General features: G+C 67.5%; 26 protein-coding genes. 9 read left to right on the top strand and 17 right to left on the bottom strand.

Going from position 1 to position 22,909, the window contains the following annotated elements; translation table 11 throughout:
* Nucleotides 1–271: 271 nt before the first annotated feature.
* Complete coding sequence (locus ACQPW1_RS13445) at nucleotides 272–1,558, bottom strand: phthiocerol/phthiodiolone dimycocerosyl transferase family protein (protein WP_433663042.1); 1,287 nt, start codon at nucleotides 1,556–1,558, stop codon at nucleotides 272–274.
* A 36-nt stretch (nucleotides 1,559–1,594) separates the two neighbouring features.
* On the opposite strand from ACQPW1_RS13445, the gene ACQPW1_RS13440 reads away from it, so the two are divergent.
* The gene (locus tag ACQPW1_RS13440) at nucleotides 1,595–2,230 is read left to right on the top strand and encodes a TenA family protein (protein ID WP_433663041.1); all 636 of its coding nucleotides are present in this window, start codon (nucleotides 1,595–1,597) and stop codon (nucleotides 2,228–2,230) included.
* 57 nt (nucleotides 2,231–2,287) lie between these two features.
* Here ACQPW1_RS13440 and ACQPW1_RS13435 read toward each other — a convergent pair whose 3' ends face one another.
* Nucleotides 2,288–3,208, bottom strand: a complete 921-nt coding sequence (locus tag ACQPW1_RS13435; RefSeq protein WP_433663040.1) for an NADP-dependent oxidoreductase — start codon at nucleotides 3,206–3,208, stop codon at nucleotides 2,288–2,290.
* 178 nt (nucleotides 3,209–3,386) lie between these two features.
* On the opposite strand from ACQPW1_RS13435, the gene ACQPW1_RS13430 reads away from it, so the two are divergent.
* Nucleotides 3,387–3,833, top strand: coding sequence for a DUF1707 domain-containing protein (locus tag ACQPW1_RS13430; RefSeq protein WP_433663039.1), 447 nt, complete (start codon nucleotides 3,387–3,389; stop codon nucleotides 3,831–3,833).
* A 57-nt stretch (nucleotides 3,834–3,890) separates the two neighbouring features.
* Here the strand turns inward: ACQPW1_RS13430 and ACQPW1_RS13425 are convergent, their stop codons facing one another.
* Nucleotides 3,891–5,282 carry a glycine--tRNA ligase gene (locus tag ACQPW1_RS13425; protein WP_396989357.1) on the bottom strand — a complete coding sequence of 464 codons (1,392 nt, stop codon included), beginning with the start codon at nucleotides 5,280–5,282 and terminating at the stop codon, nucleotides 3,891–3,893.
* A gap of 223 nt (nucleotides 5,283–5,505) precedes the next feature.
* Between ACQPW1_RS13425 and ACQPW1_RS13420 the strand changes: the two genes are divergently transcribed.
* The 4 genes from ACQPW1_RS13420 (at nucleotide 5,506) to ACQPW1_RS13405 (ending at nucleotide 8,345) form a co-directional block, all read left to right on the top strand.
* On the top strand, nucleotides 5,506–5,856 hold the full coding sequence (locus ACQPW1_RS13420; RefSeq protein ID WP_378680133.1) for an ArsR/SmtB family transcription factor: 351 nt from the start codon (nucleotides 5,506–5,508) through the stop codon (nucleotides 5,854–5,856).
* 3 nt (nucleotides 5,857–5,859) lie between these two features.
* Nucleotides 5,860–6,306, top strand: coding sequence for a Fur family transcriptional regulator (locus ACQPW1_RS13415; protein WP_433663038.1), 447 nt, complete (start codon nucleotides 5,860–5,862; stop codon nucleotides 6,304–6,306).
* Between the two features lie 139 nt (nucleotides 6,307–6,445).
* Complete coding sequence (locus ACQPW1_RS13410; protein ID WP_433663037.1) at nucleotides 6,446–7,426, top strand: hypothetical protein; 981 nt, start codon at nucleotides 6,446–6,448, stop codon at nucleotides 7,424–7,426.
* A 316-nt stretch (nucleotides 7,427–7,742) separates the two neighbouring features.
* Nucleotides 7,743–8,345 (top strand): TetR/AcrR family transcriptional regulator, encoded by a 603-nt coding sequence (locus ACQPW1_RS13405; RefSeq protein WP_433663036.1) that lies wholly within the window; start codon nucleotides 7,743–7,745, stop codon nucleotides 8,343–8,345.
* A 29-nt stretch (nucleotides 8,346–8,374) separates the two neighbouring features.
* Here ACQPW1_RS13405 and ACQPW1_RS13400 read toward each other — a convergent pair whose 3' ends face one another.
* Complete coding sequence (locus ACQPW1_RS13400) at nucleotides 8,375–8,650, bottom strand: YggT family protein (protein WP_433663035.1); 276 nt, start codon at nucleotides 8,648–8,650, stop codon at nucleotides 8,375–8,377.
* A 260-nt stretch (nucleotides 8,651–8,910) separates the two neighbouring features.
* On the opposite strand from ACQPW1_RS13400, the gene ACQPW1_RS13395 reads away from it, so the two are divergent.
* Nucleotides 8,911–9,339 carry a hypothetical protein gene (locus ACQPW1_RS13395; RefSeq protein ID WP_433663034.1) on the top strand — a complete coding sequence of 143 codons (429 nt, stop codon included), beginning with the start codon at nucleotides 8,911–8,913 and terminating at the stop codon, nucleotides 9,337–9,339.
* Nucleotides 9,340–9,415: 76 nt separating this feature from the next.
* On the opposite strand, the gene ACQPW1_RS13390 is transcribed toward ACQPW1_RS13395, so the two are convergent.
* The 8 genes from ACQPW1_RS13390 to recO form a co-directional block, all read right to left on the bottom strand.
* Nucleotides 9,416–9,817, bottom strand: coding sequence for a hypothetical protein (locus ACQPW1_RS13390; protein WP_433663033.1), 402 nt, complete (start codon nucleotides 9,815–9,817; stop codon nucleotides 9,416–9,418).
* A gap of 297 nt (nucleotides 9,818–10,114) precedes the next feature.
* The gene (locus ACQPW1_RS13385) at nucleotides 10,115–10,720 is read right to left on the bottom strand and encodes a response regulator (RefSeq protein WP_433665225.1); all 606 of its coding nucleotides are present in this window, start codon (nucleotides 10,718–10,720) and stop codon (nucleotides 10,115–10,117) included.
* A gap of 123 nt (nucleotides 10,721–10,843) precedes the next feature.
* Nucleotides 10,844–12,022: a sensor histidine kinase gene (locus ACQPW1_RS13380; protein ID WP_433663032.1), complete on the bottom strand. Its 1,179-nt coding sequence runs from the start codon at nucleotides 12,020–12,022 to the stop codon at nucleotides 10,844–10,846.
* Nucleotides 12,023–12,304: 282 nt separating this feature from the next.
* Nucleotides 12,305–13,090, bottom strand: a complete 786-nt coding sequence (locus ACQPW1_RS13375) for an ABC transporter permease (RefSeq protein WP_433663031.1) — start codon at nucleotides 13,088–13,090, stop codon at nucleotides 12,305–12,307.
* A 1-nt stretch (nucleotide 13,091) separates the two neighbouring features.
* On the bottom strand, nucleotides 13,092–14,069 hold the full coding sequence (locus tag ACQPW1_RS13370) for an ABC transporter ATP-binding protein (protein WP_433663030.1): 978 nt from the start codon (nucleotides 14,067–14,069) through the stop codon (nucleotides 13,092–13,094).
* Between the two features lie 112 nt (nucleotides 14,070–14,181).
* Nucleotides 14,182–14,595 (bottom strand): YbjN domain-containing protein, encoded by a 414-nt coding sequence (locus ACQPW1_RS13365; RefSeq protein ID WP_433663029.1) that lies wholly within the window; start codon nucleotides 14,593–14,595, stop codon nucleotides 14,182–14,184.
* Between the two features lie 14 nt (nucleotides 14,596–14,609).
* On the bottom strand, nucleotides 14,610–15,428 hold the full coding sequence (locus ACQPW1_RS13360) for an isoprenyl transferase (RefSeq protein ID WP_433665224.1): 819 nt from the start codon (nucleotides 15,426–15,428) through the stop codon (nucleotides 14,610–14,612).
* Between the two features lie 51 nt (nucleotides 15,429–15,479).
* A complete protein-coding gene (gene recO / locus ACQPW1_RS13355) occupies nucleotides 15,480–16,232 on the bottom strand; it encodes a DNA repair protein RecO (RefSeq protein WP_433663028.1) in 753 nt (250 codons plus the stop codon).
* Nucleotides 16,233–16,373: 141 nt separating this feature from the next.
* Here recO and ACQPW1_RS13350 point away from each other — a divergent pair, with 141 nt between their 5' ends.
* The gene (locus tag ACQPW1_RS13350) at nucleotides 16,374–16,754 is read left to right on the top strand and encodes a DUF1870 family protein (RefSeq protein WP_433663027.1); all 381 of its coding nucleotides are present in this window, start codon (nucleotides 16,374–16,376) and stop codon (nucleotides 16,752–16,754) included.
* Between the two features lies 1 nt (nucleotide 16,755).
* Here ACQPW1_RS13350 and ACQPW1_RS13345 read toward each other — a convergent pair whose 3' ends face one another.
* Genes ACQPW1_RS13345 through ACQPW1_RS13335 form a run of 3 tightly spaced genes read right to left on the bottom strand, consistent with a single transcriptional unit; the run spans nucleotide 16,756 to nucleotide 18,725 of the window.
* The gene (locus ACQPW1_RS13345) at nucleotides 16,756–17,217 is read right to left on the bottom strand and encodes a hypothetical protein (RefSeq protein WP_433663026.1); all 462 of its coding nucleotides are present in this window, start codon (nucleotides 17,215–17,217) and stop codon (nucleotides 16,756–16,758) included.
* Between the two features lie 55 nt (nucleotides 17,218–17,272).
* Nucleotides 17,273–17,872 carry a TetR/AcrR family transcriptional regulator gene (locus ACQPW1_RS13340; RefSeq protein WP_433663025.1) on the bottom strand — a complete coding sequence of 200 codons (600 nt, stop codon included), beginning with the start codon at nucleotides 17,870–17,872 and terminating at the stop codon, nucleotides 17,273–17,275.
* Nucleotides 17,859–18,725: an alpha/beta fold hydrolase gene (locus ACQPW1_RS13335; RefSeq protein WP_433663024.1), complete on the bottom strand. Its 867-nt coding sequence runs from the start codon at nucleotides 18,723–18,725 to the stop codon at nucleotides 17,859–17,861. Before ACQPW1_RS13335 ends, ACQPW1_RS13340 begins: the two co-directional genes overlap by 14 nt.
* Before the next feature lie 188 nt (nucleotides 18,726–18,913).
* On the opposite strand from ACQPW1_RS13335, the gene ACQPW1_RS13330 reads away from it, so the two are divergent.
* A complete protein-coding gene (locus tag ACQPW1_RS13330; RefSeq protein WP_433663023.1) occupies nucleotides 18,914–20,353 on the top strand; it encodes an amidase in 1,440 nt (479 codons plus the stop codon).
* A gap of 27 nt (nucleotides 20,354–20,380) precedes the next feature.
* Here ACQPW1_RS13330 and ACQPW1_RS13325 read toward each other — a convergent pair whose 3' ends face one another.
* Both ACQPW1_RS13325 and ACQPW1_RS13320 read right to left on the bottom strand, forming a co-directional pair.
* The gene (locus ACQPW1_RS13325; RefSeq protein ID WP_433663022.1) at nucleotides 20,381–21,904 is read right to left on the bottom strand and encodes a serine/threonine-protein kinase; all 1,524 of its coding nucleotides are present in this window, start codon (nucleotides 21,902–21,904) and stop codon (nucleotides 20,381–20,383) included.
* A gap of 5 nt (nucleotides 21,905–21,909) precedes the next feature.
* Nucleotides 21,910–22,803, bottom strand: coding sequence for a DUF7373 family lipoprotein (locus ACQPW1_RS13320; RefSeq protein ID WP_433665223.1), 894 nt, complete (start codon nucleotides 22,801–22,803; stop codon nucleotides 21,910–21,912).
* Nucleotides 22,804–22,909 lie beyond the last annotated feature (106 nt).

Genomic DNA, 22,909 nt, shown 5'->3' with positions numbered 1-22,909 from the left:
ACCCGCTTCCAACCCGATTGTCCGCTGTCACCCAGCATTCTGCCCGAACGTAAGCACCGGCCTGCTGGTTTCACCCGCGCCAGCAGGCCGACGGCCCCAACGACCCGGATCAGCCGTACCGCTATCTCGAGGTCCGCGGCGTGATGGCGGCGGCCGAGCCTGATCCCAACGGCGACTTCTTCGATGTGCTCGCCCGCCGCTACGGACTCACCTATGCCCCCGGTCGCCGACCATCCGCGTCGCGTCGTGCTGGTCATGCGACCCAGCCGCGTCAGCTACCAGTAGCGGCCAACTCCATCGTCTCCTCGGACAACGCGGTCAACTCTTTACCCACCGCAGCGAGCAGCCGATCCGCGTCGACGCCACCGCCGAGCAGCCCGACGGTCAGCTGACCGTGAAACGTGTAGACGAGGAAAGTGACCGCGGCCGAGGCACCCGTCGAGGGCCTGGGGTGGGCGGAGAGATACACGATCTCGTAGTCGGTGAGCGCGACACCGACGGGCGTCCGGAACGCTGGCACAGCGCCGGTATTGGTGACCGCGACGTGCTCGACCAAGGTCTGAGTTCGGCCGGCGCCGAAGAAGTCGGGGAAGTGCAGCACCGACTGTTGCACGATGCCTTCGGCCAGGTCGTCGCGTAGTCGTTCCGAAATCTGTTGGCCCAGTTCGAGAACGCTCGCCGAGTGATCGACCTCGGCGGCGAACACCGCGAGCCCACCCATGTTGGTGCCCGCGGCGGGCGCCACCCTCGAGTCCAGCCGCGACCTCATATCCACCGGATACAGACAGTTCAACGACACCGGACCGCTTGTGGCATCCGATGTTTCGGACGCGTACGCGCGCAGCAGCGCGGCCGTGACCAACCCGTTGACGCTGACACCCCGATGATGGCCGAGTCCGACGATCCGCTCGGTCACCGCCGAGTCCAGCCGAGCACGCCTGGGCCGGACGATGGAACCGGGTGCCGGATCGCCAACGGGGGCAGACGCTTCCGTCGGCGGCAGTGGCCGCATCATGTCTTCGAAGCCGGAGACACGGCTGGCCGTAATGCCATGCTGCGCCGCATGCCACTCCAGCGATTGCGGATAGTCCTGCGGCACAACACTTACCAGTTCATGTCCGACGATGTCGGTGTAGAAGTCCCAGAACCGTGTCAGCAGTTCGACGCAGTGCCCGGCGTCCGCGATGCTGTGATGAGCGAACAACGTGACCCGCCACCGATCGACACCGGCCATCACCGCGTCCAGGTACGCCAGCTGCGCCGCCGGGTCCACCGGGATGCCCGGCAAACCCACAGCCGCCACGTCACCCTCGGTGACCGAAGCCTCGACTCGCGAATTCCCCGGGGGCAGTAGATAACCCGACCCGGCCGCATCCTCGACGATGCGGCAGATCACCACCGGAAAGGCCAGCTGCAATGCGGCGAAGGCCTCTTTCAACACCGTCGGATCGAGCTTCCCCGATACCGACACCGACCGGCCTGTGTAAGTGCCGTGCCGTACAAATCGCTGTTCCGACGGTGCCAATACGCGCACCACGTCGTCCTCATCCCGCAACACAACGCAAGCGTGCGGCAACACCGGCTCACTGCGCAAATGAACGAATACGGAACACTGGACGACATGAGTCTCGCCGCACATCTGGAAGAACTCGGCCGCCCTTTGGTCGAGCATCAGCTCGACCACCCGACCGTGGCGGGCATCGCCAAGGGCGATCTGCCCGAGCCGGTCTTCCGATCCTGGCTGGAGCAGGACTACCTGTTCCTGCTCGACTACGTCCGCGTGTTCAGCCGCCTGGCCTGGCAGGCCCCGCCCGCGCACCTCGGTGACCTGGTGGATCTGGCGCACGCCACCTACCACGACGAGCTCGCGCTGCATCGCTCATTGGCGGCGGAGTTCGGCGCCGATCTCGGCGGTGTCACCAAAGGCGTTGCCTGCGAGGCATATACGGGATTCCTGCTCGATTCGGCCGCGAACTACGCGGAGGGTCTCGTCGCCCTGTACCCCTGTATGTGGGGCTACTCCACCCTGGGTGCGCGCCTCGCCGAGAACCCGCCCGCCGAACCGCGCTACCGCCGCTGGGTCGACACCTACGCCGACCCTGCCTTCGCCGCCCTCACCCGCCGCTGCGCGCAGATGATCGACGAGGCAGGCGCCGACCCGGACCGCGCGGAGAAACTCTTCCTCGAAGGCATGCGCCACGAGCAAGCCTTCTGGGACGTCCCCCGCTGAGGACGCTCCGACTTCCCGCACACGATTTCATGTGCGGGAAGTCAGGAGACACGGAACTCAAGGACGCAGCACGATCTTCCCGCGCGTATGCCGCTGCTCGAGATCGCGATACGCGTCCTGCACCTTGTCGAGCGGATACACACCGGCGATCGGCACCTCGACAGTGCCCGCCGCAGCAAGGTCGGCCAGCTCGGTGAGCACATCGATGGTGCCCGCGGCAGCATTGCCGTCGCCCTTCACACCGTACTTCTCGACGGCGGCAAAGTTGATGATGGTGTCGATGCGCTCGACCGGAACACCCAGCTCAACGGCGATATCCACATAGTCGGCACCGAACGTGTCGATGAACGCGTCCACCCCATCCGGCGCGGCGGCCCGCAGCCGGTCGATCAGCCCGTCGCCGTAGGCCACCGGCGTCGCACCGACCTTCCGCAACCAGTCATGATTGCCTTCACTGGCGATACCGATCACCTCGGCCCCGCGCGCACGCGACAGCTGCACCGCGATGGAACCGACACCCCCTGCGGCACCGGACACGACGACCGTGTCCCCTTCGTTGGCCTCCACCGCCCGGATCGCCGCGAAAGCCGTTGTCCCCGCGACATATAACGCCCCGGCGACATCCCAGTCCAGCCCGGCGGGCTTCGGCGTCACCTGCGCGACGGGCACCACAACATGCGTCGCATGACTGGACCGGTCCTCGGTGAACCCGAGCACCTCGGCACCGACCTCGATCCCACCGACATCCGCCCCGAGCTCGACGATCCGCCCCGCGAAATCGGTCCCCTCCCCCGACGGAAACGTCGCGGGCCAGCGCTCGTGCAACGCACCGCTACGGATATACGCCTCACCCGGATTGATGCCTGCCGCGACCACCGCGACGACCACCTGCCCAGGCCCGGCGGTCGGCGTCGGCACCTCGACCACCTTCAACTCGTCGATCCCGCCATATCGATCGAACTTCACGGCTTTTGCCATGCTGAGCTCCTCGCATCGGTGAGTTACGGCACATCGAGCGTCAACGGCCCACTCGGCCCGGTTATTTCCCGCGGATTCGCCTCCGAAAACGTCCGCACCGAGGACAAGATCGAAGCCAGCGGCAGCGGCGCGCGCAATTGGAGCGCGGATCGCCCGCAACCCCCTTACGCTGACAACCGTGGGTGCGGAGAATGTGCGGGCGTCTGATGCCGACCGCGAGAAGATCGTCGAACAGTTGCGGCTCGCGATGAACGAGGGGCGGCTGACGCTGCACGAGTACGACGACCGACTGCAGCAGGTGTACAGCGCCAAGACCTACGGCGAACTGACGCCGGTGCTGGCCGACCTTCCTGCCCAACGCGGTTCGCGCGCGCCGGTGGCGAAGCGGGTGCCGCAGTGGGTCGTCATCATGTGGACCCCGTGGGTCTTCGTGAACATGCTGTGCCTGTTGATCTGGGTGGCCACCGGCGCGGGCTACTTCTGGCCGTTCTGGGTGGCGGTGCCGTGGGGCATGGCGCTGCTGATCCCGACGGCGATCGGTATCACCGTGCACGGCAACGGTGACGGCCCCAAGCCGGAGCGTCCGCCGACGCCGCCCATGCCACCGCTGCCGCCACGTCGCTGAACAACGAACGACCCGCACCGATCACTCGGCGCGGGTCGTTTTCGTTTCGCGAAAGGCTCAGGACCCCAGCAGATGCTGGGCCAGGTAGCCCTCGACCTTGTCGAGCGCGATCCGCTCCTGCGCCATCGAGTCGCGCTCGCGGATGGTCACCGCCTGATCGTCGAGGGTGTCGAAGTCGACGGTGATGCAGAACGGGGTGCCGATCTCGTCCTGGCGACGGTAGCGGCGGCCGATCGCGCCCGCGTCGTCGAACTCCACGTTCCAGTTCCGGCGCAGCTGCGCCGCAAGGTCTTTCGCCTTCGGCGTCAGATCCGCGTTGCGCGACAACGGAAGTACGGCCGCCTTGACCGGGGCGAGCCTCCGGTCCAGCCGCAGCACCGTGCGAGTGTCCACGCCGCCCTTGGCATTCGGCGCCTCGTCCTCGGCGTAAGCGTCGACCAGGAACGCCATCAGCGAGCGCGTCAGACCGGCCGCGGGCTCGATCACGTACGGCACGTAGCGCTCGTTGGTGGTCTGGTCGAAGAAGCTGAGCTCGGTGCCCGAGTGCTCGGAGTGCGTCTTGAGGTCGAAGTCGGTGCGGTTGGCGACGCCCTCGAGCTCACCCCACTCGTTGCCCTGGAAGCCGAAGCGGTACTCGATGTCGGTGGTGCCCGCCGAGTAGTGCGACAGCTTTTCCTTCGGGTGCTCGTAGAGCCGCAGGTTGTCCGGGTTGATGCCGAGGTCGGTGTACCAGGAGAAGCGGGTCTCGATCCAGTACTTGTGCCACTCCGCGTCCTCGCCGGGCTTGACGAAGAACTCCATCTCCATCTGCTCGAACTCGCGGGTGCGGAAGATGAAGTTGCCGGGGGTGATCTCGTTGCGGAAGCTCTTGCCGATCTGCGCGATGCCGAACGGCGGCTTCTTACGCGCGGTGGTCATCACGTTGGCGAAGTTGACGAAGATGCCCTGGGCGGTCTCGGGCCGCAGGTAGTGCATGCCCTCCTCGGACTCGATCGGGCCGAGGTAGGTCTTGAGCATCATGTTGAAGTCGCGCGGCTCGGTCCACTTGCCGACGGTGCCGCAGCTGGTGCAGGCGATCAGCTCCATCGAGACGGTGTCCGGGTCGTCGATCTTGTGCTTGAGCGCGTACGCCTCCTGCAGGTGGTCCTGCCGGAAGCGGTGGTGACAGTTCAGGCACTCCACCAGCGGATCGTTGAACACACCGACATGGCCCGAAGCCACCCACACCTGGCGCGGCAGAATCACCGACGAATCGAGGCCGACGATGTCCTCGCGGCTGGTGACCATCGACCGCCACCACTGCCGCTTGATGTTCTCCTTGAGCTCGACGCCCAGCGGACCGTAGTCCCAGGCCGACTTGGTGCCTCCGTAGATCTCACCGCTCGGGTACACCAGACCCCGGCGCTTGGCGAGGTTGGCAACGGTGTCCACCTTCGACTTGGGTGCCACTCGAGAATTCTCCATCCACTACGAGTCGGATTGTGCGTTCAGGCCATTGTTTTGCGAGTACGCAACGATACGAAGACAGACTATCGGCCCTGCCCAACAAACTTTCCACCGCACGGGCAACCTCCGGCGCTTCGCGGAAAATGCCTACTCCCCGGCGCGCCCGTTTGACATGCGCAACTGTGCATATCAAAATGGGATCGCTTTCCAATAAGGAGTTGGTGCCATGACCGCCGAGACCGCCACCGCCCATCCGCACAACCCGTACCGCTCGCCGGCCCCCGCGCCGGTACCGGCGCGGACCGTTCTGGAGGACGCGGGCGAGCTGCTGCGCGCCCTGGCCGCACCGGTCCGCATCGCCATTGTGCTGCAGCTGCGCGAGTCGCCGCGCTGTGTGCACGAGCTGGTCGACGCGCTCGGGGTCACCCAACCGCTGGTCAGCCAGCATCTGCGCATCCTCAAGTCCGCGGGCGTCGTCCACGGCGAGCGGTCCGGTCGCGAGGTGCTCTACGAACTCGTCGACGACCATCTCGCGCATATCGTGGTCGACGCCGTCGCGCACGCCGAGGAAGGGTAATTCGTGCCAGAGAACAGTGTCGTTCCGCAGAAAGCGGTCGGCATCCGCAGCACCAGACAGCGCAGTGCCATCGCGGCGCTGCTCGGTGACATCGAAGAGTTCCGCTCCGCACAGGAGTTACACGACGAGTTGCGCAAACGCGGCGAGGGCATCGGCCTGACGACCGTCTACCGCACCCTGCAGTCGCTGGCCGACGCGGGCATGGTCGACGTGCTGCGCACCGACTCGGGTGAGTCCGTCTACCGGCAGTGCTCCACCGGGCACCATCACCATCTGGTCTGCCGGCACTGTGGGCGCACGGTCGAGGTGGAGGGGCCGACGGTGGAGGCCTGGGCCGGCGCCATCGCGCGCGAGCACGGCTTCACCGAGGTCAGCCACACCATGGAGGTGTTCGGCACCTGCCAGTCCTGCGCGTCGGCAGGCAATGGCGACGGCCGGACAACGGTGTAGTCCACGCTTCGGTTCACTCAGCGGACCGAGCCCTGGTTAACACCGCGCCTTCCCGTGCAGATTTCAACGCGAACCCACGAACGCCCGGCCGACCCGGGTGTCGCGATCTGGGGTTTGCACATCTTCCGGGAGGCTCAGCGTGCGCACGACCCTGATTTCATCCGTAGTTCCGGCGCGTAGTCGCCGAATCCGCACCGCCGCAGGAGCCGCCGCGCTGATCAGCGCCGCCGCGCTGGTCCTGACGGCGTGCAATGACAAGGACGGCGCGGCCACACCGGTTTCCGCGACACCGGCGACCAGCGTGGTTGCCAACGGGTCGCCGGGCAGCAACAACGCGAGCCAGTCCACCGTGCGGACGGTCGGCAAGACCGGCTGGTACGAGGGCTTCGACATCACCGTCAACAAGGCCACCGTGGTGCCCGACGAATTCGGCGGCGCCAAGGTGCTGATCGACATCACCTACAAGAACACCACTCTCGACAACAAGACGATGAGCAACAACACCTCACTGCTGGTCGGCAACGAGGTCGACGGCGGCGCAAGCTGGGACAACCCGACGGTGCCCGGTGGCGGTTCGGCCACCGGCAAGGTGACCACGCCGGTCAAGTCCGCCAAGGACGCCGAGCACCTGATCGACACGATGACCGTGGTGTACGGGCAGGCCGCGGACAACCAGACCAAGATCCCGCTCAGCGCCGCGGGCAAGGTGGAGAGCGTGCAACCGAAGGCGTTCCCCGTCACCGGCACGCTGACGCAGGACCAGACCACGATCCAGGTGACCGCGGGCAAGCTCAGCCCGAGCTACACCAAGAACGAGCACGGCAAGAACGAAATCGCCTTGCACATCAAGATCATTGGTGGGTCCGGGGTCGCCGCGGGCGGCAGCAACATCTTCACCGAGTACTTCTCACTGAAGACACCGGACGGCCAGAACCTGGTCGCCGACGACCGCGGCACCATCAACGAACTGCTCGGCGCGGGCCAGACCATCGACAACGCGAAGAACTACGTCGTGTTCGTGGTCGCCGCCCCCGCGACCGGCAACTACGTCCTGACCTACAACAGCCAGAAGGAAGAGGGCGCGGCCACCGCACCAACCCTCGCGTTCACCGTCAACTGATCCTCGTCGGACCGAAATAGCCACAGGCCGCACACCTTTCGACCTCCAGCACACGCTCGACCGGCACCGACACAAGCGCACACCCTATTGGGTAAGCCGCACACTCCGTATAGCGGGTGTGCGGCTTACCCAATGGGTGTGCAGCTCGGACTGTTCAGCTGGCGGCGACAGGGACCCTCGCCGGAGTGGGGGTTGGCCGATCGCGCCCCACGGCTGCGGGAGCAGTTCTGGCGCGGAAGTCGCGGCGGAGAACGGGTTGCCGACGAGCAGCATGGTCAGGGCGGCGATGGCGATGCCTGCGTTTTACTTTGTAGGCATGCCCAGAGTCAGCGAAGAACACCTGGAACGCCGCAGGCAGCAGATCCTCGACGCCGCCCGCCTGTGCTTCGCGCGCAAAGGCTTCCACGAAACCTCCATGCAGGACGTCTTCGCCGAATCAGGGCTGTCCGCAGGCGCCGTCTACCGCTATTTCAAGAGCAAGAACGAGCTCATCGCGGCACTGGCCGCCCAGACGTCGGTCGCGCTGCGCGCGCTGATGAACGAGCTGATCCGCGCCGATCCGCTGCCGACGCCGGACCGCTTCGTCGCCGCGCTGGCCGAGCACATGGTCGCCAACAGCGGACCCGACGGCCCGTCGCGACTGGCCCCGCAGGCGTGGGCGCTGGCCCTCGTGCAGCCCGAAGCGGCCGAGTACGTCAAGGAGGCGATCCTCGCCATCCGTGCCTGCTGGTACGAATACACCGAGCGCATGCGCGACGCGGGCTGGCTGCCCGCCGACGCCGACGTGCACGCGGTGGCCACCGCCATCATGGGTGTGATCCCCGGATTCATGTTGCAGCACTTGATAATCGGCGATCTCGAGCCCGAGACATTGGCTCTCGGTGTCCGCACACTACTCCCCTACGGACCCGCCGCCTGACCCACCGCGCGCCACGGCCGGGGCGTGAGCTAGAGGCTGAACGCGATTCCGCGCAGGACCAGCGCGACGATGAAGACCACGGTGAATGCGAGGTCGATCGACAATCCGCCCGCGCGGATCGGCTGGAGTACCCGCCGGACCGGCGCGATCACCGGCTCGGTCGCGGCGTGCGCCAGCTCGCGGGGACGGTTGGCCCAGCTCGGGCTGTTGCCGAGCGCCAACATCCAGTCGAACACCATCCGCGCGATTAGCAACACGATGAACACCGTCAGCGCGTAACCGAGCACGGTCCCGATGAGGCTCATTCCGAACTCCTTTGTGGTGGCCGGGTCGGCCTTCTCACCAGTCTCAACGCACCAGACCGGAGGAAAAGTGTCGCGTTTGCCGGATTCTTAGATGACTATCAGCGAACCGCCGACGATTGCTCACCACACGCCGAGGACGAGCCGTTTGGTACCAGCTCGGTATGCCTCGTAGAGCTGGCCATTGATCACGGGCATCGCCTGTGTAAGTGTCGGGACGTGTCCCTTGTGGGACACATCAGTTGTCGAAAGGGAAATCTGCTGTGACAGTTTCGAAAAGGATCGCCGCCGCGGTGACCACACTCGGCGCGCTGACCGCCGCGCTCGCACTCGCCGCGCCCACCGCTGGGGCCGCGGTCACCCGCATCGATGTCGCGCCCGGACTGAGTTTCGGTAGCTCGGGTGGTTCGTTCGGCACCGGCTGCTCCTACACGGTCACCGCGACCGCGCGACCGGGCGTCGCGGTGGTCTTCCTCGACGAGGTCGACGGACTCCGGACCACGGATACGTTGAAGCCGGTCGGACCAGTTGCGGATGCGTCCGGAAAGGCGAGCACCACCTGGACGCCCGCCAAGAAGGGCGAGCACAAGATCTGGGCCGCCGAGTACATCTCGGGCGAGACCTACTTCCTCACCTCGGTGACCGTCGGAACCGGCATCAACGCCGGGCCCGCGTGCATCGTGACGCCGTAATCACTTAGCGCATAGAAGATCCCGCTGTCGGTCGGCAGGGCCGCCGCCGTTCGTGTGGCGGCGGCCCTGCCTGCGATCAGTGCGTCGGACTCGGTGTCGGTGTGGTGGTTGGCGGTACCGGTGCTGCCGGAGCCGAGCCGTTGTCGCCGGGGCTGTCCGCACGCCCCTGACGGTCGCCATGCCCTGGCCGGTCGCCGCGCTCGGACCGGTGCATCCCCGGTCCGTCATCCCGCCCGAAACGATGGGCGGCAGCCATCTGATGCCCGCCGTGGTGGTTGCCATCGCCACCGCCGACGGCCAGCCCGGCGCCGAATCCGACACCGCCGATCACCACCGCCACCAGCACCGCGCTCGCGATCCGCAACGGCCGTGATCCGCGCCAGCGCGCCGCCAGCCGCGACGGCGGCTCGGGTGCCGCTGCTATTGGGTTCGTACTCTGCACCGGGGCACTTTCCCCGGTGTTCTCCGCTTCCGCCATGACTGCGCCTTATGTGTAAGTGTCCCGACCTGAGCCCCCGACCGTACGAGCGAAGGGTGGGACACCCCTGGGGATCTGTTGTGTAAGTCCTGTGTGCTCCTCGACGGCCCATTCGAACGCGCCGTCGACGCCAACCTCGCGTGTACCGCGCAGCCGTAATCGCTTGGCGCAGAATCGATGCGACAGTCCGCAGTCAGCCGCACACCGCCGTGTACCGCGCTGCCGTAATCGCTTGGCGCAGAATCGATGCGACTGTCGGCGGTCAGCCGCAGACCGCAGGGACACGCTTGGGGCAGATCAAAGCCAACCGAGGCGTTCGGCGGCGCGGACAGCTTCGGCGCGGGTGGAGGTACCCGTCTTACCGATGGCGGCGGACAAGTGGTTCCGGACGGTGCCCTCGGAGAGGTGCAGTTTCTTGGCGATCGCGCCCGCGGTCGCACCGTCGGCGGCGGCGGACAGGACCTCGCGTTCGCGTTCGGTCAGCGGCGACGTTCCGGCAGTGAGAGTTTCGGCGGCGAGGGCGGGGTCGACTACGCGCAGGCCCATCTGGACTCTGCGGACTGCGTCGGCCAGTTCCCTTGCGGGAGTGTCCTTTACGACAAAACCGCTGGCGCCCGCGTCGATCGCGCGGCGTAGGTAGCCGGGTCGGCCGAAGGTGGTCACCATCAGGACGCGTACGGCCGGATGTGCGGCGTGCAGCTGCGCGGCGACCGAGATACCGTCCAGTCCAGGCATTTCCACATCGAGCAGCACCACATCGGGATTCGTGCGCGCGACGGCATCGACCACCTCGTCGCCGCGACCGACCTCGCCGACCACCTCCAGGTCGGATTCCAGCCCCAACAACGCCGCGAGCGCGCCCCGCACCAGCGCCTGATCATCGGCGAGCAACAGCCGGATCATCTGTCCCACTTCCTGTTTCGACTTGGTGGCAGCGCCACCATGGAACACGCACACCCATTGATCCCCCGCAGACCGAATCGCATGCGATTTCGTCTGCGGGAAGACGGTGCGTGTGCGGCTGGATCAGGCCGGCACGGTCGCACGGACACGCACGCCCCCTTCTTTCGGCGCGGACACCGTCAGCGTGCCGCCGACGGCGCGGACGCGCTCGCGCAGGCCGGTGAGCCCCGAGCCGGACGCCTGGCTCACGCCGAAGCCGCGACCGTCATCGGCCACCTCGATGCTGGTGGCCGTGACGTGCACCGTGCAGTGCCGGGCAGCGCTGTGCCGGATCACGTTGGTGATCGCCTCGCGCAGCACCCAGCCGAATAGCTGGCTGTGCGGGGTATCCGGGAGTTGCCCATCCTCCGGCAGGTCCGCGGCGATGTCCGCGGCGACCAAGGCCGTTCGCGCATTGGCGAGTTCGCCGCGCAACGAAACCTCACGCAACCCGCCGACGGTATCGCGCACCCCGGCCAGCGCCTCCCGCGCGAGCCGCTCGATATCGGCCAGCTCGGTCCGTGCCCGGGTCAGATCCACATCGATGAGCCGTTGCGCGAGTTCGGTTTTCACCGTGATCACGGTCAGCGAGTGGCCGAGGATGTCGTGCACGTCGCGCGCCACCCGGTTGCGTTCCTCTACGATGTCGAGCTCGGCTTGCTGCCGCCGGGCCAGCTCCGCGAGTCGCTCGCCACGCAGACCCAACTGCCTGGCCACCCAGATGATCGTGGGGACGAAGGCCAGGTAGAACGGCAGACCGGACATGCTCGGGATGGCTAGCGGCAGGAACAGCAGCACGAGCACGACGAGCAGTACCACATAGCCGGACTCCCGGGCCGGCAGATGGAAGATCGCCGCCACTGCGACGAAGATCGCGGTGGGCAGGGCAACGGGACCGAGCAACGCGGTCAGCGCCGCCGTGCACGCGGCCATGGCGGCGAGAAACGGCCATAGCCGTGGATCGGCCGGCCGGTCTTCCACCGATTCGGCCGGGCCGCGACGCCGGAAAATGATGAAGGTACACAGGACGAGCGTCGCGTACCCGAGCAACGTCACTACCGCGAGGACCACCCGCAGCCGCTCACCGTCCGACCAGGCCTGCACCACTGGCGCGATCATGTAGGACATCCACAACGACGACATCAGCGCGCCGATCCAGCCACGCCGCCGGCTGTTCACCGCGTCGCCGTCGCTGACCACCCGGTCGATGAAGCCCAGAACTCCACCGCCGCGTAGCGACGCGAACCACGACGTCACACCCATGCCATACCCCCGGCATGCCACGGGTCGCGAGCCAGCGCCCGCGCGCCTCGGTCGATCACGAGGAGTGACGCTACCGAACCCGCCTCGGCTCGTGCCGACCCACCGACGCCGCCCCGCCAGCAGACCTGCTGCGACGGCACCGCCTTATCGTCATCCCGTCGTACACCGACACGAGACTTCGACCCGAACACTCGATCCCAGCGCGAGCCCAGAATGACGAAATGAGCCGCGCCACAGCCATTCACCCCACGGAGACGGCCGAGACGCGGCACAGCGCACAACTCAGCGCGACGTATCACGACGGAACAGCATGGTCGAGCCCCCGACGAACACCGCGGCCCACACGACCACGTTGAGCAGCGCGAGCACGATCGATCCCGCGCTGGTGTCGCCGAACGGTATCCGCGACAGCGTGGCGACACCGTTGGTCGGGAACACCTTCGACACCGTCCCGAACCACCCGTGCAGCGGAATGAACAGCCCACCCGCGAACGACAGCACCGCGAGCACCGGCCCGAGCAGCTGCATCACGTTCTCCGACGGCAGCAGGTAGCCGACGAACAGCCCGAAGGCCGCGAAGACCACCGACGTGATCCAGGCGAGCAGGAAGCAGCTCACCCACGCGACCGGCGTCAGGTGCGCGCCGAGTACCGCGCCGACCACGAAGACCGCGCTGACCGAGACCAGCCCGAGCACCATCGCGACGGTGACCTTGGTGGCGATGTAGGCGACCGGATGCAGTGGGGTGAGCCGCAATTGGCGACTCCAGCCCTGTGCGCGTTCGATCGCCACCATGGCGCCGCCGCTGGTGTTGGCCAGCATCGCGCCGTAGACGGCCATCGACACCATGACGTAGCCGGTCACATTGCCGGAGCCGAAAGACTGTGTCCGGAAATCGGATTGCAGGCCGAAGATGACGAAGAACAGCGGCGGGATGACCAGCGTGAAGATCATCGTGCGGCGGTTGCGCAGCATCCGGCGCAGTTCCAGGCGCAGGAATCCGGTGCTGAAGCCGCCGAGCGGGGTGGGCCGGTGCTGGGTAGCGGCCTGCGGAGCAAGGGTTGTCATGTCAGTTGTCTCCGGTGGTGAGCGCCAGGAACGCGGATTCGAGGTTGTGCGAGGTGATTTCGAGATCGGTCGCGCCGGTCTCGGTGAGCAGGAAGCGGGCTACCGCGTCGGAGTCCTTGGTGTGCACGACGATTCGCTCGCCACGCACCTCGACCTCGTCGACGCCGGGCATCGCGATCAGCTCGGTCGGCACGGCACCGGCCAGGGTGGCGCTGACCGCGCGGCCCGAGGCCAGGTTCTTGATCTCGGCGGCACTACCGTCCGCGACCACCCGACCCGCCCGGACCAGCACGATCCGATCGGCGTACGCGTCGGCCTCGTCCAGGTAGTGGGTGGCGAACAGGACGGTGCGGCCGCGCTGGGAGTCCTCCCGCATCGCGTTCCAGAAGTCCCGTCGCCCTTCGACATCCATGCCGGTGGTGGGCTCGTCGAGCACGATGAGGTCGGGATTCGGTAGCAGCGCGAGCGCGAACCGCAGCCGCTGACGTTGTCCGCCGGAGCATTTGCCGACCATCCGCCCGGCGATGTCGGCGATGCCCGCCCTGGCCAGCACCTCATCGACCGGACGCGCCGTCGCGTACAGCGTGGCCACCAGCCGCACGGTTTCGCCGACGGTGAGATCGGGCAGCAGCCCGCCGGATTGCAGCACCGCCGAAATCCGGCCTACCGCAAGCGCTTCCGTCGGCGCACCGCCGAACACCTCGACGGTGCCCGAGTCCGGCTTCGCCAAGCCGAGCACCATGTCGAGAGTGGTGGTCTTGCCCGCGCCGTTGGGCCCGAGGAACGCGACGATCTCGCCCGGTTCGATGACCAGGTCCAGTCCGTCGACAGCCTGCACCGCGCCGCCGCCGGGCACCGCGAAGCTCTTACGCAGATCGTGCAGCTCGATCGCGGGCGTCGCCCGGTGGGCCGCCGAGCCCCGCTTCCCCGAACCGCCAGCCGCGGCGAAGACGGCCGCGGTCGTCAGTGCTGATGTCATGGGTTAAACGTTCGCGCATCAGCGCCCCGAATACCCCGCACGCATGTCACGTGTCTGCCATGACAGTTGTCATGGCTGCACTCTTTCCGTACAAAGGGTGCGAATCAGGCGGTCAAGGCAGCAGCAAACCCTGACGGGCGCGCCCCGCCCCGGAGAGCACGAGCACCAGCATGGTGGCCAGCGCCTGATCGTCGAGCCCGGCGGCCGGAAAGGTGTAGCGCAGGATGACGTCGGCGAGCTTCTCGCGCACGATCACGGTGAGCGAGCCGAACTGCAGCTCGTTGTTCCGCTCGGCGACCCGCTTGTGCAGCTGTGCCTTGACCGGCCGATCCCAGGCCAGCACGCAGGTCAGCGTCAGCACGTCGAGCCCGGGCGCCAGCCGCACCGCGCGCAACGAGCACAGCGAGCCCTCGTATTCGAAGCCGATCGAGCCCTCGGGGTCGACGCGCACGTCGATGTCGTAGATCGACAGGCAGGCGCCGGCTCGCGCCTGCAGTTCGTGTTCCGGACTCACCGTTGATTCCATGTCCGTGCCACCGTTCATTTGGCGCCGCCGAACCGGCGGTCACGCGAAGCGTACTCGAGGCAGGCCTGCCACAGGTTGCGCCGGTCGAAATCGGGAAACAGGGTGTCCTGGTAGACGAATTCGGCGTAGGCGGACTGCCAGATGAGGAAGTTCGAGCTGCGGAATTCGCCGGAGGGGCGCAGGAACAGGTCCACGTCCGGCATGTCCGGCTCGTCCAGGTACTTCGCCACCGTCGCCTCGGTGACCTTCTCCGGGTCGATCTCGCCCGCCGCCACCCGCCGCGCGATTTCCCTTGCCGCATCGGCGATTTCGGCGCGGCCGCCGTAGTTGACGCACATGGTGAGGGTCATCACCGTGTTGTCCTTGGTCAGCGCCTCGGCGACCTCGAGCTCGTTGATCACGCTGCGCCACAACCGCGGCCGCCGACCGGCCCAGCGCACCCGCACGCCCATCTCGTTCATCTCGTCGCGGCGGCGCCGGATCACGTCGCGGTTGAAGCCCATGAGGAAGCGCACCTCCTCCGGACTGCGCCGCCAGTTCTCGGTGGAGAAGGCGTAGGCCGACAGCCACTTCACGCCGATCTCGATGCAGCCCTCGACGGTGTCCATCAGCACGGCCTCGCCGCGTTCGTGGCCCGCGGTGCGCGCCAGTCCGCGTTCCTGCGCCCACCGGCCGTTGCCGTCCATCACCAGTGCGACATGGTTGGGTACCAGCACGGCCGGGATTTCCGGCGGACGAGCGCCCGAGGGATGCTGCGAGGGCGGCCGAACGGTGCGGGTTGCGCCCGACTTGGTCGCGGTGGAGGAGTCTCGGCGGAGGATCACGGCCCCTATCCTGCCTGATGGTTGTGGAGGCCCTGTGAAGGTCTCCACCGACCCCGGGGATCAGGCGGGGGCGCGCACCGGGCTCGACCGCTCGATCAGCGGCAATGTGCGCAGCTGCCGTTCCAGATGCCATTGCAGATGCGCGGCCACCAGGCCGCTGGCCTGCCTGCGCACCCCGTCGGGCACCGTCTCGACGTACTCCCACTCGCCGCGCAGCAGCGCGACCAGCAGATCGAGCACACCGGGCGCCGGTGTCGCCGAACCGGGCGGACGGCAGTGCACGCACACCGCACCCCCGGCCGCGACATGGAACGCCCGATGCGGGCCCGGTGTCGCGCACTTGGCGCATTCGTCCAGCGCGGGCGCCCAGCCCGCGAAACCCATGGCGCGCAACAGGAATGCGTCCAGGATCAGCTCGTGCGGTCGCTGTTTGGCGGCGATGGCGCGCAACGCGCTCGCGGTGAGCGCGTGCAGCCGCGGCGCGGGCGCGCGCTCCTCACCGGCCAGTCGTTCGGCGGTTTCCAGCACCGCGCAGGCCGTGGTGTAGCGGCCGTAGTCGTCGATGATGTCGGAGGCGAACGCCTCCACCGTGTGCACCTGGGTGACCACGTCCAGCGTGCGTCCCGGATGCAGCTGCACGTCGATGTAGGCGAACGGCTCCAGCCTGGCCCCGAACCTCGACTTGGTGCGGCGCACCCCCTTGGCCACCGCGCGCACCAGGCCGTGCTGGCGCGTCAGCAACGTGACGATGCGGTCCGCCTCGCCCAGCTTGTGCTGGCGTACCACCACCGCCACATCCCGATACAAACGCACGCCTCATCCTCCCACGAAGACCCGACAGCCCCCGGCAGGCGCGGCACCACCTCGGTCACTTCCCCGACGAATCGACCATGCCGGTCGGCGCGCTGACCTATCCTTTTTCTCTACCGTACTGCTGGGGAGGGGTTTTCGGATTTGGACGACCTACTTGGTACCGGAACCGCCGCAGGTTTCCGGGCCACTCGTGAACTACTCGGTTTGCCGGTGCCCTGGTGCGCCCGGCTCTTCGCCGTGGCCGAGCGCACCGTGGAACGTTGGGAACGGGGGGCCTTCCAGATTCCGGACGCCGCGGCCCGCGAGCTCGCCGAGATCGCCGACGAGACCGAGCAGGTGGTCGAGGCGATGGTCGACGCCATCGGCGCGGGTGAGATCTCCGCGCGCCTGCACACGTATCGGACCAACGACGACTACGCCCGGCACGAGCCGGACACGCGTTATCCGGCCACCTGGCATCGCGCCGTGTGCGCCCGGGTGATGGTCGAATTACCGCAGGTGGAGCTGCAATTCGTGGAGTAGGTCAGCGGTACAGCTTCGGTTCGATGACGAGCTGGAAGACCGGGGTGTCGACGCGTATCGGGGTCAACGCGGTCGCGCCGAGGTCAGCCGGGTCGGCGCCTGCCCCGTCGAACAGGCAGTGACCGTTCGGGTTGATCACCAGCGCCCGGCCGTCGGCCGCGCCGGGCACGGTGATGCGTGCCGCGCCCTGCACCTCGACCGCGGTATTCGGCGCGATCGGGATCAGGTTGTGCACCCATGGCGCGAGGTAGGGGTGCGCGACGATGGTCGTCGCGTCGGTATCGTGCTGCACCTCCGTCGTCGGCACCTGGATCGGCGAGATCGCGGGCGTGAGGGACGGACCGTCGGTCGCGTCGATGCCGTTCGGGGCCTGTGCGTAATCGGGGGTGAGCGGCTGCGCCTGTGCCATTCCGGCCAGACCGAAGCCGACCGCGAGGCCGACACCTATCGCTACGAGCTTCATCTCGCCGATTCTGGGTGCCCGCACGAGCAGGCACGACCATTGCGCTCGAGCTGATTCAGGTCCGCACGATGCCGGAGATCAGCAGCAGCACCGCTTGCTGCGCTTCGGCGCGGGCACTGTCCGGATCGGCGGCGTGGGCGACGATCAACGCCGACTCGGTGATCGAGCTGAGCAAGAGCTGCGCGAGCATCTGAATGGGACCCTCGGCGATCAGGCCCGCGGCCTGCGCGCGTTCCAGCAACGCGGTGATCATGCCGAGGCCGTGCCGTCTTTCGAATTCGCGCCAGGCCTGCCAGCCCATCACGGCGGGCGCGTCGGTAAGGGCGATCCGCAGCATCGCGGGGCGCTGGCAGATCTCCAGAAAGACGCTGAGCCCGACTGCCATTCCGGCCATCAAATCGTCGGGATCGACTGCGGCGATGGCTGTTTCGATCTCCACGGTGGATTCGACCTCGATCTGTTCCAAGACCTCGAGGAACAGGCCGCGCTTGTCGCCGTAGTGGTGCTGCAGCGCGCCCCGGGTGACCCCGGCCTCGGTGACGAGCTCCTCGGCCGAGGTAGCCGCGAAGCCGCGCTCGGTGAACAGCCGACGTCCGGCCTGTTCGAGCGCGGCCCTGGTGGTGCGGGAGCGGTCCTCCTGGCTACGGCGTGGCATGCAGCCGAGTGAACTCCAGGATCGACTCCGTGAGCAACTCGGGCTGGTCTTCCGAGATGAAGGTGTACGAGTCGTCGATGACCTTCAACGTCGCGTGCGGCAGATCCTTGATCAGCCGTTCGGCATACGACATCGGGAAGATCTTGTCCTCGCTAGCCCACACCACCAACACCGGAAACTGGACCTCCCCGAAATGGGTCGCGGCCTCCAGCGTGTGGCGGCTCTTCGCGTTCTTCAGGAACAGCCGCAGGTTCTTCCGCACGGCGCCGGACGCGCGGCTGCCCGCTAGATACGAGTCGGCGATCTCCGGCGGCACCGGCTTCTTGGCGACCAAGCCGAACACCAGTGGCGTCGAGTGCAGCGCCCGAATCCGCGCCACCTCGGTCACCAGGCGCATCGAGCCCGGGATCCTGGCCAGCCAGGTGAACACGTTGAACGGCGGTGGCATGAGCGCTTCATAGCTGTCGACCGCGGCCAGCACCACGCGGCCGATCCTGGCCGGATGGCGGGTCATCAGGACCTGGGTGAGGGCACCGCCGGTGTCGTTGGCGACCACGGTGACGTCGGTCAGCTCCAGTCGTTCGAGGAAGGACGCGATGAGGTCGGCGAGGCCGGGCAGGGTCAGGTTCGCGTCCGGCACCGGGATCTGGTGCGCACCCAGCGGCCAATCCGGGGTCAGGCAGCGGTAACCCGCGGCGGCGATGCCGGGGACGACCTTGCGCCACAGGTCCGCGTTGACGAGCAGACCGTGCACGAAAACGACCGGCGGACCCTCCCCCGTGTCGTGGTAGCGGATGCGGCCGCAGGGCAGGTCCACCTCGTGTGTGCGGCCGAGTTCGGTGCTGATTCCCATCGTTCCTCCAGTGCGTCGCGGTGTGGCCAGCCTTACATACATTCGGTATGTATGTCCATAGTTCGGCCGGTTGAGCGGCGGAAATCGATCACGCGAGGGTTCGGCGGGCGCAAAAGCCGGAGGCGAACTAGTCACTTGTCCAGGTCCGCGATACCGTCTTCCGAAAGCACGACGAGACGGAGCTCACAATGACGGACCCCACTCGGCAAACATCCGAGGTGCAGACCGGCAACCTCGGATTGGCGGAGCACGCCGCCGCCATCGCCCAGGGCACGATCAGCTCCGTCGCCGCCGTCGGCGCCGCCCTCGACCGCATCGACGCGTCGCAGTCGACGCTCAACGCGTTCCGGATCGTGCGCCGCGAACGGGCGCTCGCTGAGGCAGCCGACGCCGACCGGCGCCTCGCGGCAGGCGAACGGCTACCGCTGCTCGGTGTGCCGATCGCGGTGAAGGACGACACCGATATCGCCGGTGAGCCAACAGCATTCGGCTGCGGTGGCGACTTCGCGCCGAAAACCGAAGACGCCGAGTCGGTTCGGCGGTTACGCGCGGCGGGCGCGGTGATCGTCGGCAAGACCAACACCTGCGAGCTCGGGCAGTTGCCGTTCACCAGCGCGGCCGCCTTCGGGCACACTCGCAACCCGTGGTCCGCCGACCGCACACCGGGCGGCTCCTCCGGCGGCTCGTCGACGGCGGTCGCGGCCGGATTGGTGCCCGCCGCACTGGGTTCCGACGGTGCGGGTTCCGTCCGCATCCCCGCGTCCTGGACCAATCTCGTCGGCATCAAACCGCAGCGCGGCCGGATCTCCACTTGGCCGCACGCTGAGGCGTTCTACGGACTCACAGTCAACGGCCTACTGGCCCGGACGGTCGCCGACGCCGCCCTGCTGCTCGACGTGGCCGCTGGACCGCATCAAGGCGATTTACACACTCCCGCAACGATTTCCGCCCGCGATGCCGTCGGCCGTGATCCTGGCCGACTGCGCATCGCGCTCTCGCTACGTACGCCGTTCACCGCGACAAGGACCGCACTGGACCCCGAGGTCGCCGCGGCGGTGCGCCGCATCGGCGACACCCTGCGCAAGCTGGGCCACACGGTAACCATCGCGGATCTGCACTACGGCCTCATGATCGGCGCGTCATTCCTGCCACGATCGATGGCCGGTATCCGCGCGGTGCACCAGAAGATGCCTGGCGCTCAGGTAGATCCGCGCACGATCGCCAACACCCGCTTCGGCAGGCTCCTCGACGGCCCCGCCCTGTTCGCGGCCCGCCGAGCAGAACCCTTGCTGCACAAGCGCATCGGCAACTTCTTCCACGACTACGACCTGGTCCTGGCCCCCACCACCGCAACCCCTCCCCCACGCGCCGAGGACATCGACGGCATCGGCGTCCACGCCACCAACAACCTCATCACCGCCGCCTGCCCCTACACCTGGCCGTGGAACGTACTCGGCTGGCCGAGTGTGAATGTCCCCGCCGGATTCACCGAGGCGGGCCTACCGGTCGGCGCACAACTGATGGGCACAGCATCTACCGAGCCGCTACTGATTTCGGTTGCCGCACAACTGGAATCGGAGCTGCACTGGGAGCGTGAACGGCCTGCCCCGTGGTGGCAGGCCGCCTGATCGCGCCATCAGGGTCGCACTGCCGGGCTAGAGCGGTGCGTCCCGCCACCATCGGTCGACAAGATCTCGGCCCGACGTACCACCGAATACCCGCAGCTGACAGTAACCTCGCTCGCCGCCGTCGAAGCCGATCTGCACCGCGCCCGCCGGTTGACCGGCCGGGTCGCGGGTGTCCTGCCAGATCACCCGGCCGCTGCCGGTGGGGCGTTCCCATCGCTCGTCCCCGCCGGGGGCCAGATCGTGGTACGGCCCGATCTTGCTGAGCGTGCGGTTGACATTGCACTCGACCTGCAGCAGCGCCACCGGATTGCGATCCCCGTTGCACGACAGGGTGGTCGTCTCGCCCGCCTGCTGGTTCACATCGATCGGCAGCTTGTCCTTGCCGATCGCGACGCACCGGATGCCTTGATAGCCGCTGTCCGCAGGCGTCTTTGGGAGCAGCTCGGGCAACGCCCGGACCATGTAGTTGTGGCTGCCCCAGGATGGTGGCGCCGCGACCGGAGACCTCGGCGGCACCACGGTCGGGCCACCTACCGGTGTGGATGTGCTCGGCGCCACCGGGGTATCACCCGAATTCCTCGTCAGTGCAACAGCACTCGCGGCAGCGGCCAAGGCGAGCGCCAGAGCTGCGACGATGACGAACCCGGTCCGGCGTCTGCGTGCCTTCCCCGCTGGAGCCCGGACGTCGAGTGTGGGCTGTTCCGTGACGCCGAAGGCGGCCAGCGCCGCGTCCGCCAGCGCACCGCAGGAGCCGTACCGATCCTCCGGCCGCTTCGCCATGGCCTGCGCGACCACGGCATCGATCGCCTGCGGCAGAGCAGGATTCATCATGGTCGGTCGCGGCGGCGGATCCTGGAGGTGCGCCTGCATCACGGCGAGCGGGTTGGCTCGCGGAAACGGCTTGCTGCCGGTGAGCAGTTCGTAGAGCGTGCAGCCCAGCGCGTAGATATCCGCCCGATGGTCGACGACCTGTCCGGCGAGCTGTTCGGGCGCGGCATAGGCCAACGTCGCCAGCACCGTTCCGGTCTCGGTGAGTTTGGTGGTTTCCGCTGCGGCCCTGCCAATTCCGAAGTCGGCGACCAGGACACGTTCCGGTCCCGCCGGTCGACGCTCCAGCAGGATGTTCGCCGGTTTGACGTCGCGATGCAGCATCCCGGCCCGGTGCGCCTCGTCCAGGCCGTGCGCCGCCTCGGTGATGATGTGCAGCACCCGGGTGGGCGGCAGCTCCGCCGCGCCGCGACGGATGAGCTCGGCGGCATCGACGCCGTCGACGAACTGCATGGCAATCCACGGACGGCCGTACTCGACCCCGCGGTCCTGTACCGCAACGATATTGGGATGATCGAGCCGCGCCGCCAGCTCCGCCTCGCGCAGGAACCGAGCCCGGAACTCGGCGTCCGCGCTGTGCGCCTGCGAGAGCACCTTCAATGCGTCGCGGCGCGGCAACCGGGGATGGCGAGCCAGATACACCGCGCCCATGCCACCGCTGCCCAGCTTCCGCTCGATCAGGTAACCGGCGAAAACTGTGCCCGGCAACAGACTTTCAGCCATCTGTCCTACTCGCTGCCCACCAGCAGCCCGAGCTGCGCGGTCGCCTGCTGATGGGCGTCTTTGATGTCGTGGCCGTGCACCGTCGCGGTGTAGCGACCGTACAGAATCTCACAGATGAACCGGATGGGGTATTGCGATGGCACGTCCAGTTGTTCGAAGCACCGGGCATCCGGGACACCGGCCGGTCCCGCGGCAGGCCGCAGCACCGGGTCATCAGTGATGCTCGTATCCATAAAGGCTCGACGGGCGGCGGTCGCGTCCGAAAACTGCAGGAGGCCATTGGAAATGGTGAGTGCATAGAGTTCGGCGGGTGGATCCTGCTTGCGTCCGCGGTACAGCCGGGCACCCCGGGGCCCCAACACCACGCCGGACATGTCGATCGCCGCATGCCAACCCGCGTTCTTCTCGTACGCGCGCGTGATCACCACGGGATATGGCCATCGGCCAGGCACCTCCGGCAGCATCCTGGCGAGCAGGCGATCGCGGTCCAACGGCAGGGTCGCGAGCTTGTCGCGCGGCGTGGCGGAAAACTCGCGCAACCGCGGCATCTGAGCGTCGAATGCCTTGCGCGCCACCCCGGTCATTGCACCGAGATCAGGCGTCGTGTGCCCGATCAGCAGCGTCACCACGAAGGATTCGTACGCGATAGTCGCGGCCAGCGTCGGCACGTTCGGCCGCCAATGCCCCAGCGCGGCGGCATGATTCGGGATTGCGACCGCCACATTGTCCGGGCTCACCGCGGCATCGACCGCATCGATCTCCCGCGCCGCCTGCTGTGCCGCGGCGGCGTCGGGAAAGCGCAGCACCAGCACGGTCAGCACGCGCGACCGGCCGACCACCGGGCGCTTCTCGTCCTGCTCGACGTCGGTACCGCTGACCGAACCGGCTTCGCGAGAAATCGGGTCGCCTTGGCCGACGTCGGCAGCGGAGCGAATCCGCCACGGACATTGAACGTCAAGGCCGGATCCGCCTCGATGGGATCGATCATCACTTCGACGAGGCCAC

It is taken from the genome of Nocardia sp. CA-128927, assembly GCF_050955855.1.
Classification (GTDB): domain Bacteria; phylum Actinomycetota; class Actinomycetes; order Mycobacteriales; family Mycobacteriaceae; genus Nocardia.
The sequence above is the reverse complement of the archived record's forward strand: the minus strand, read 5'-3'. Positions and strand labels throughout refer to the sequence as shown.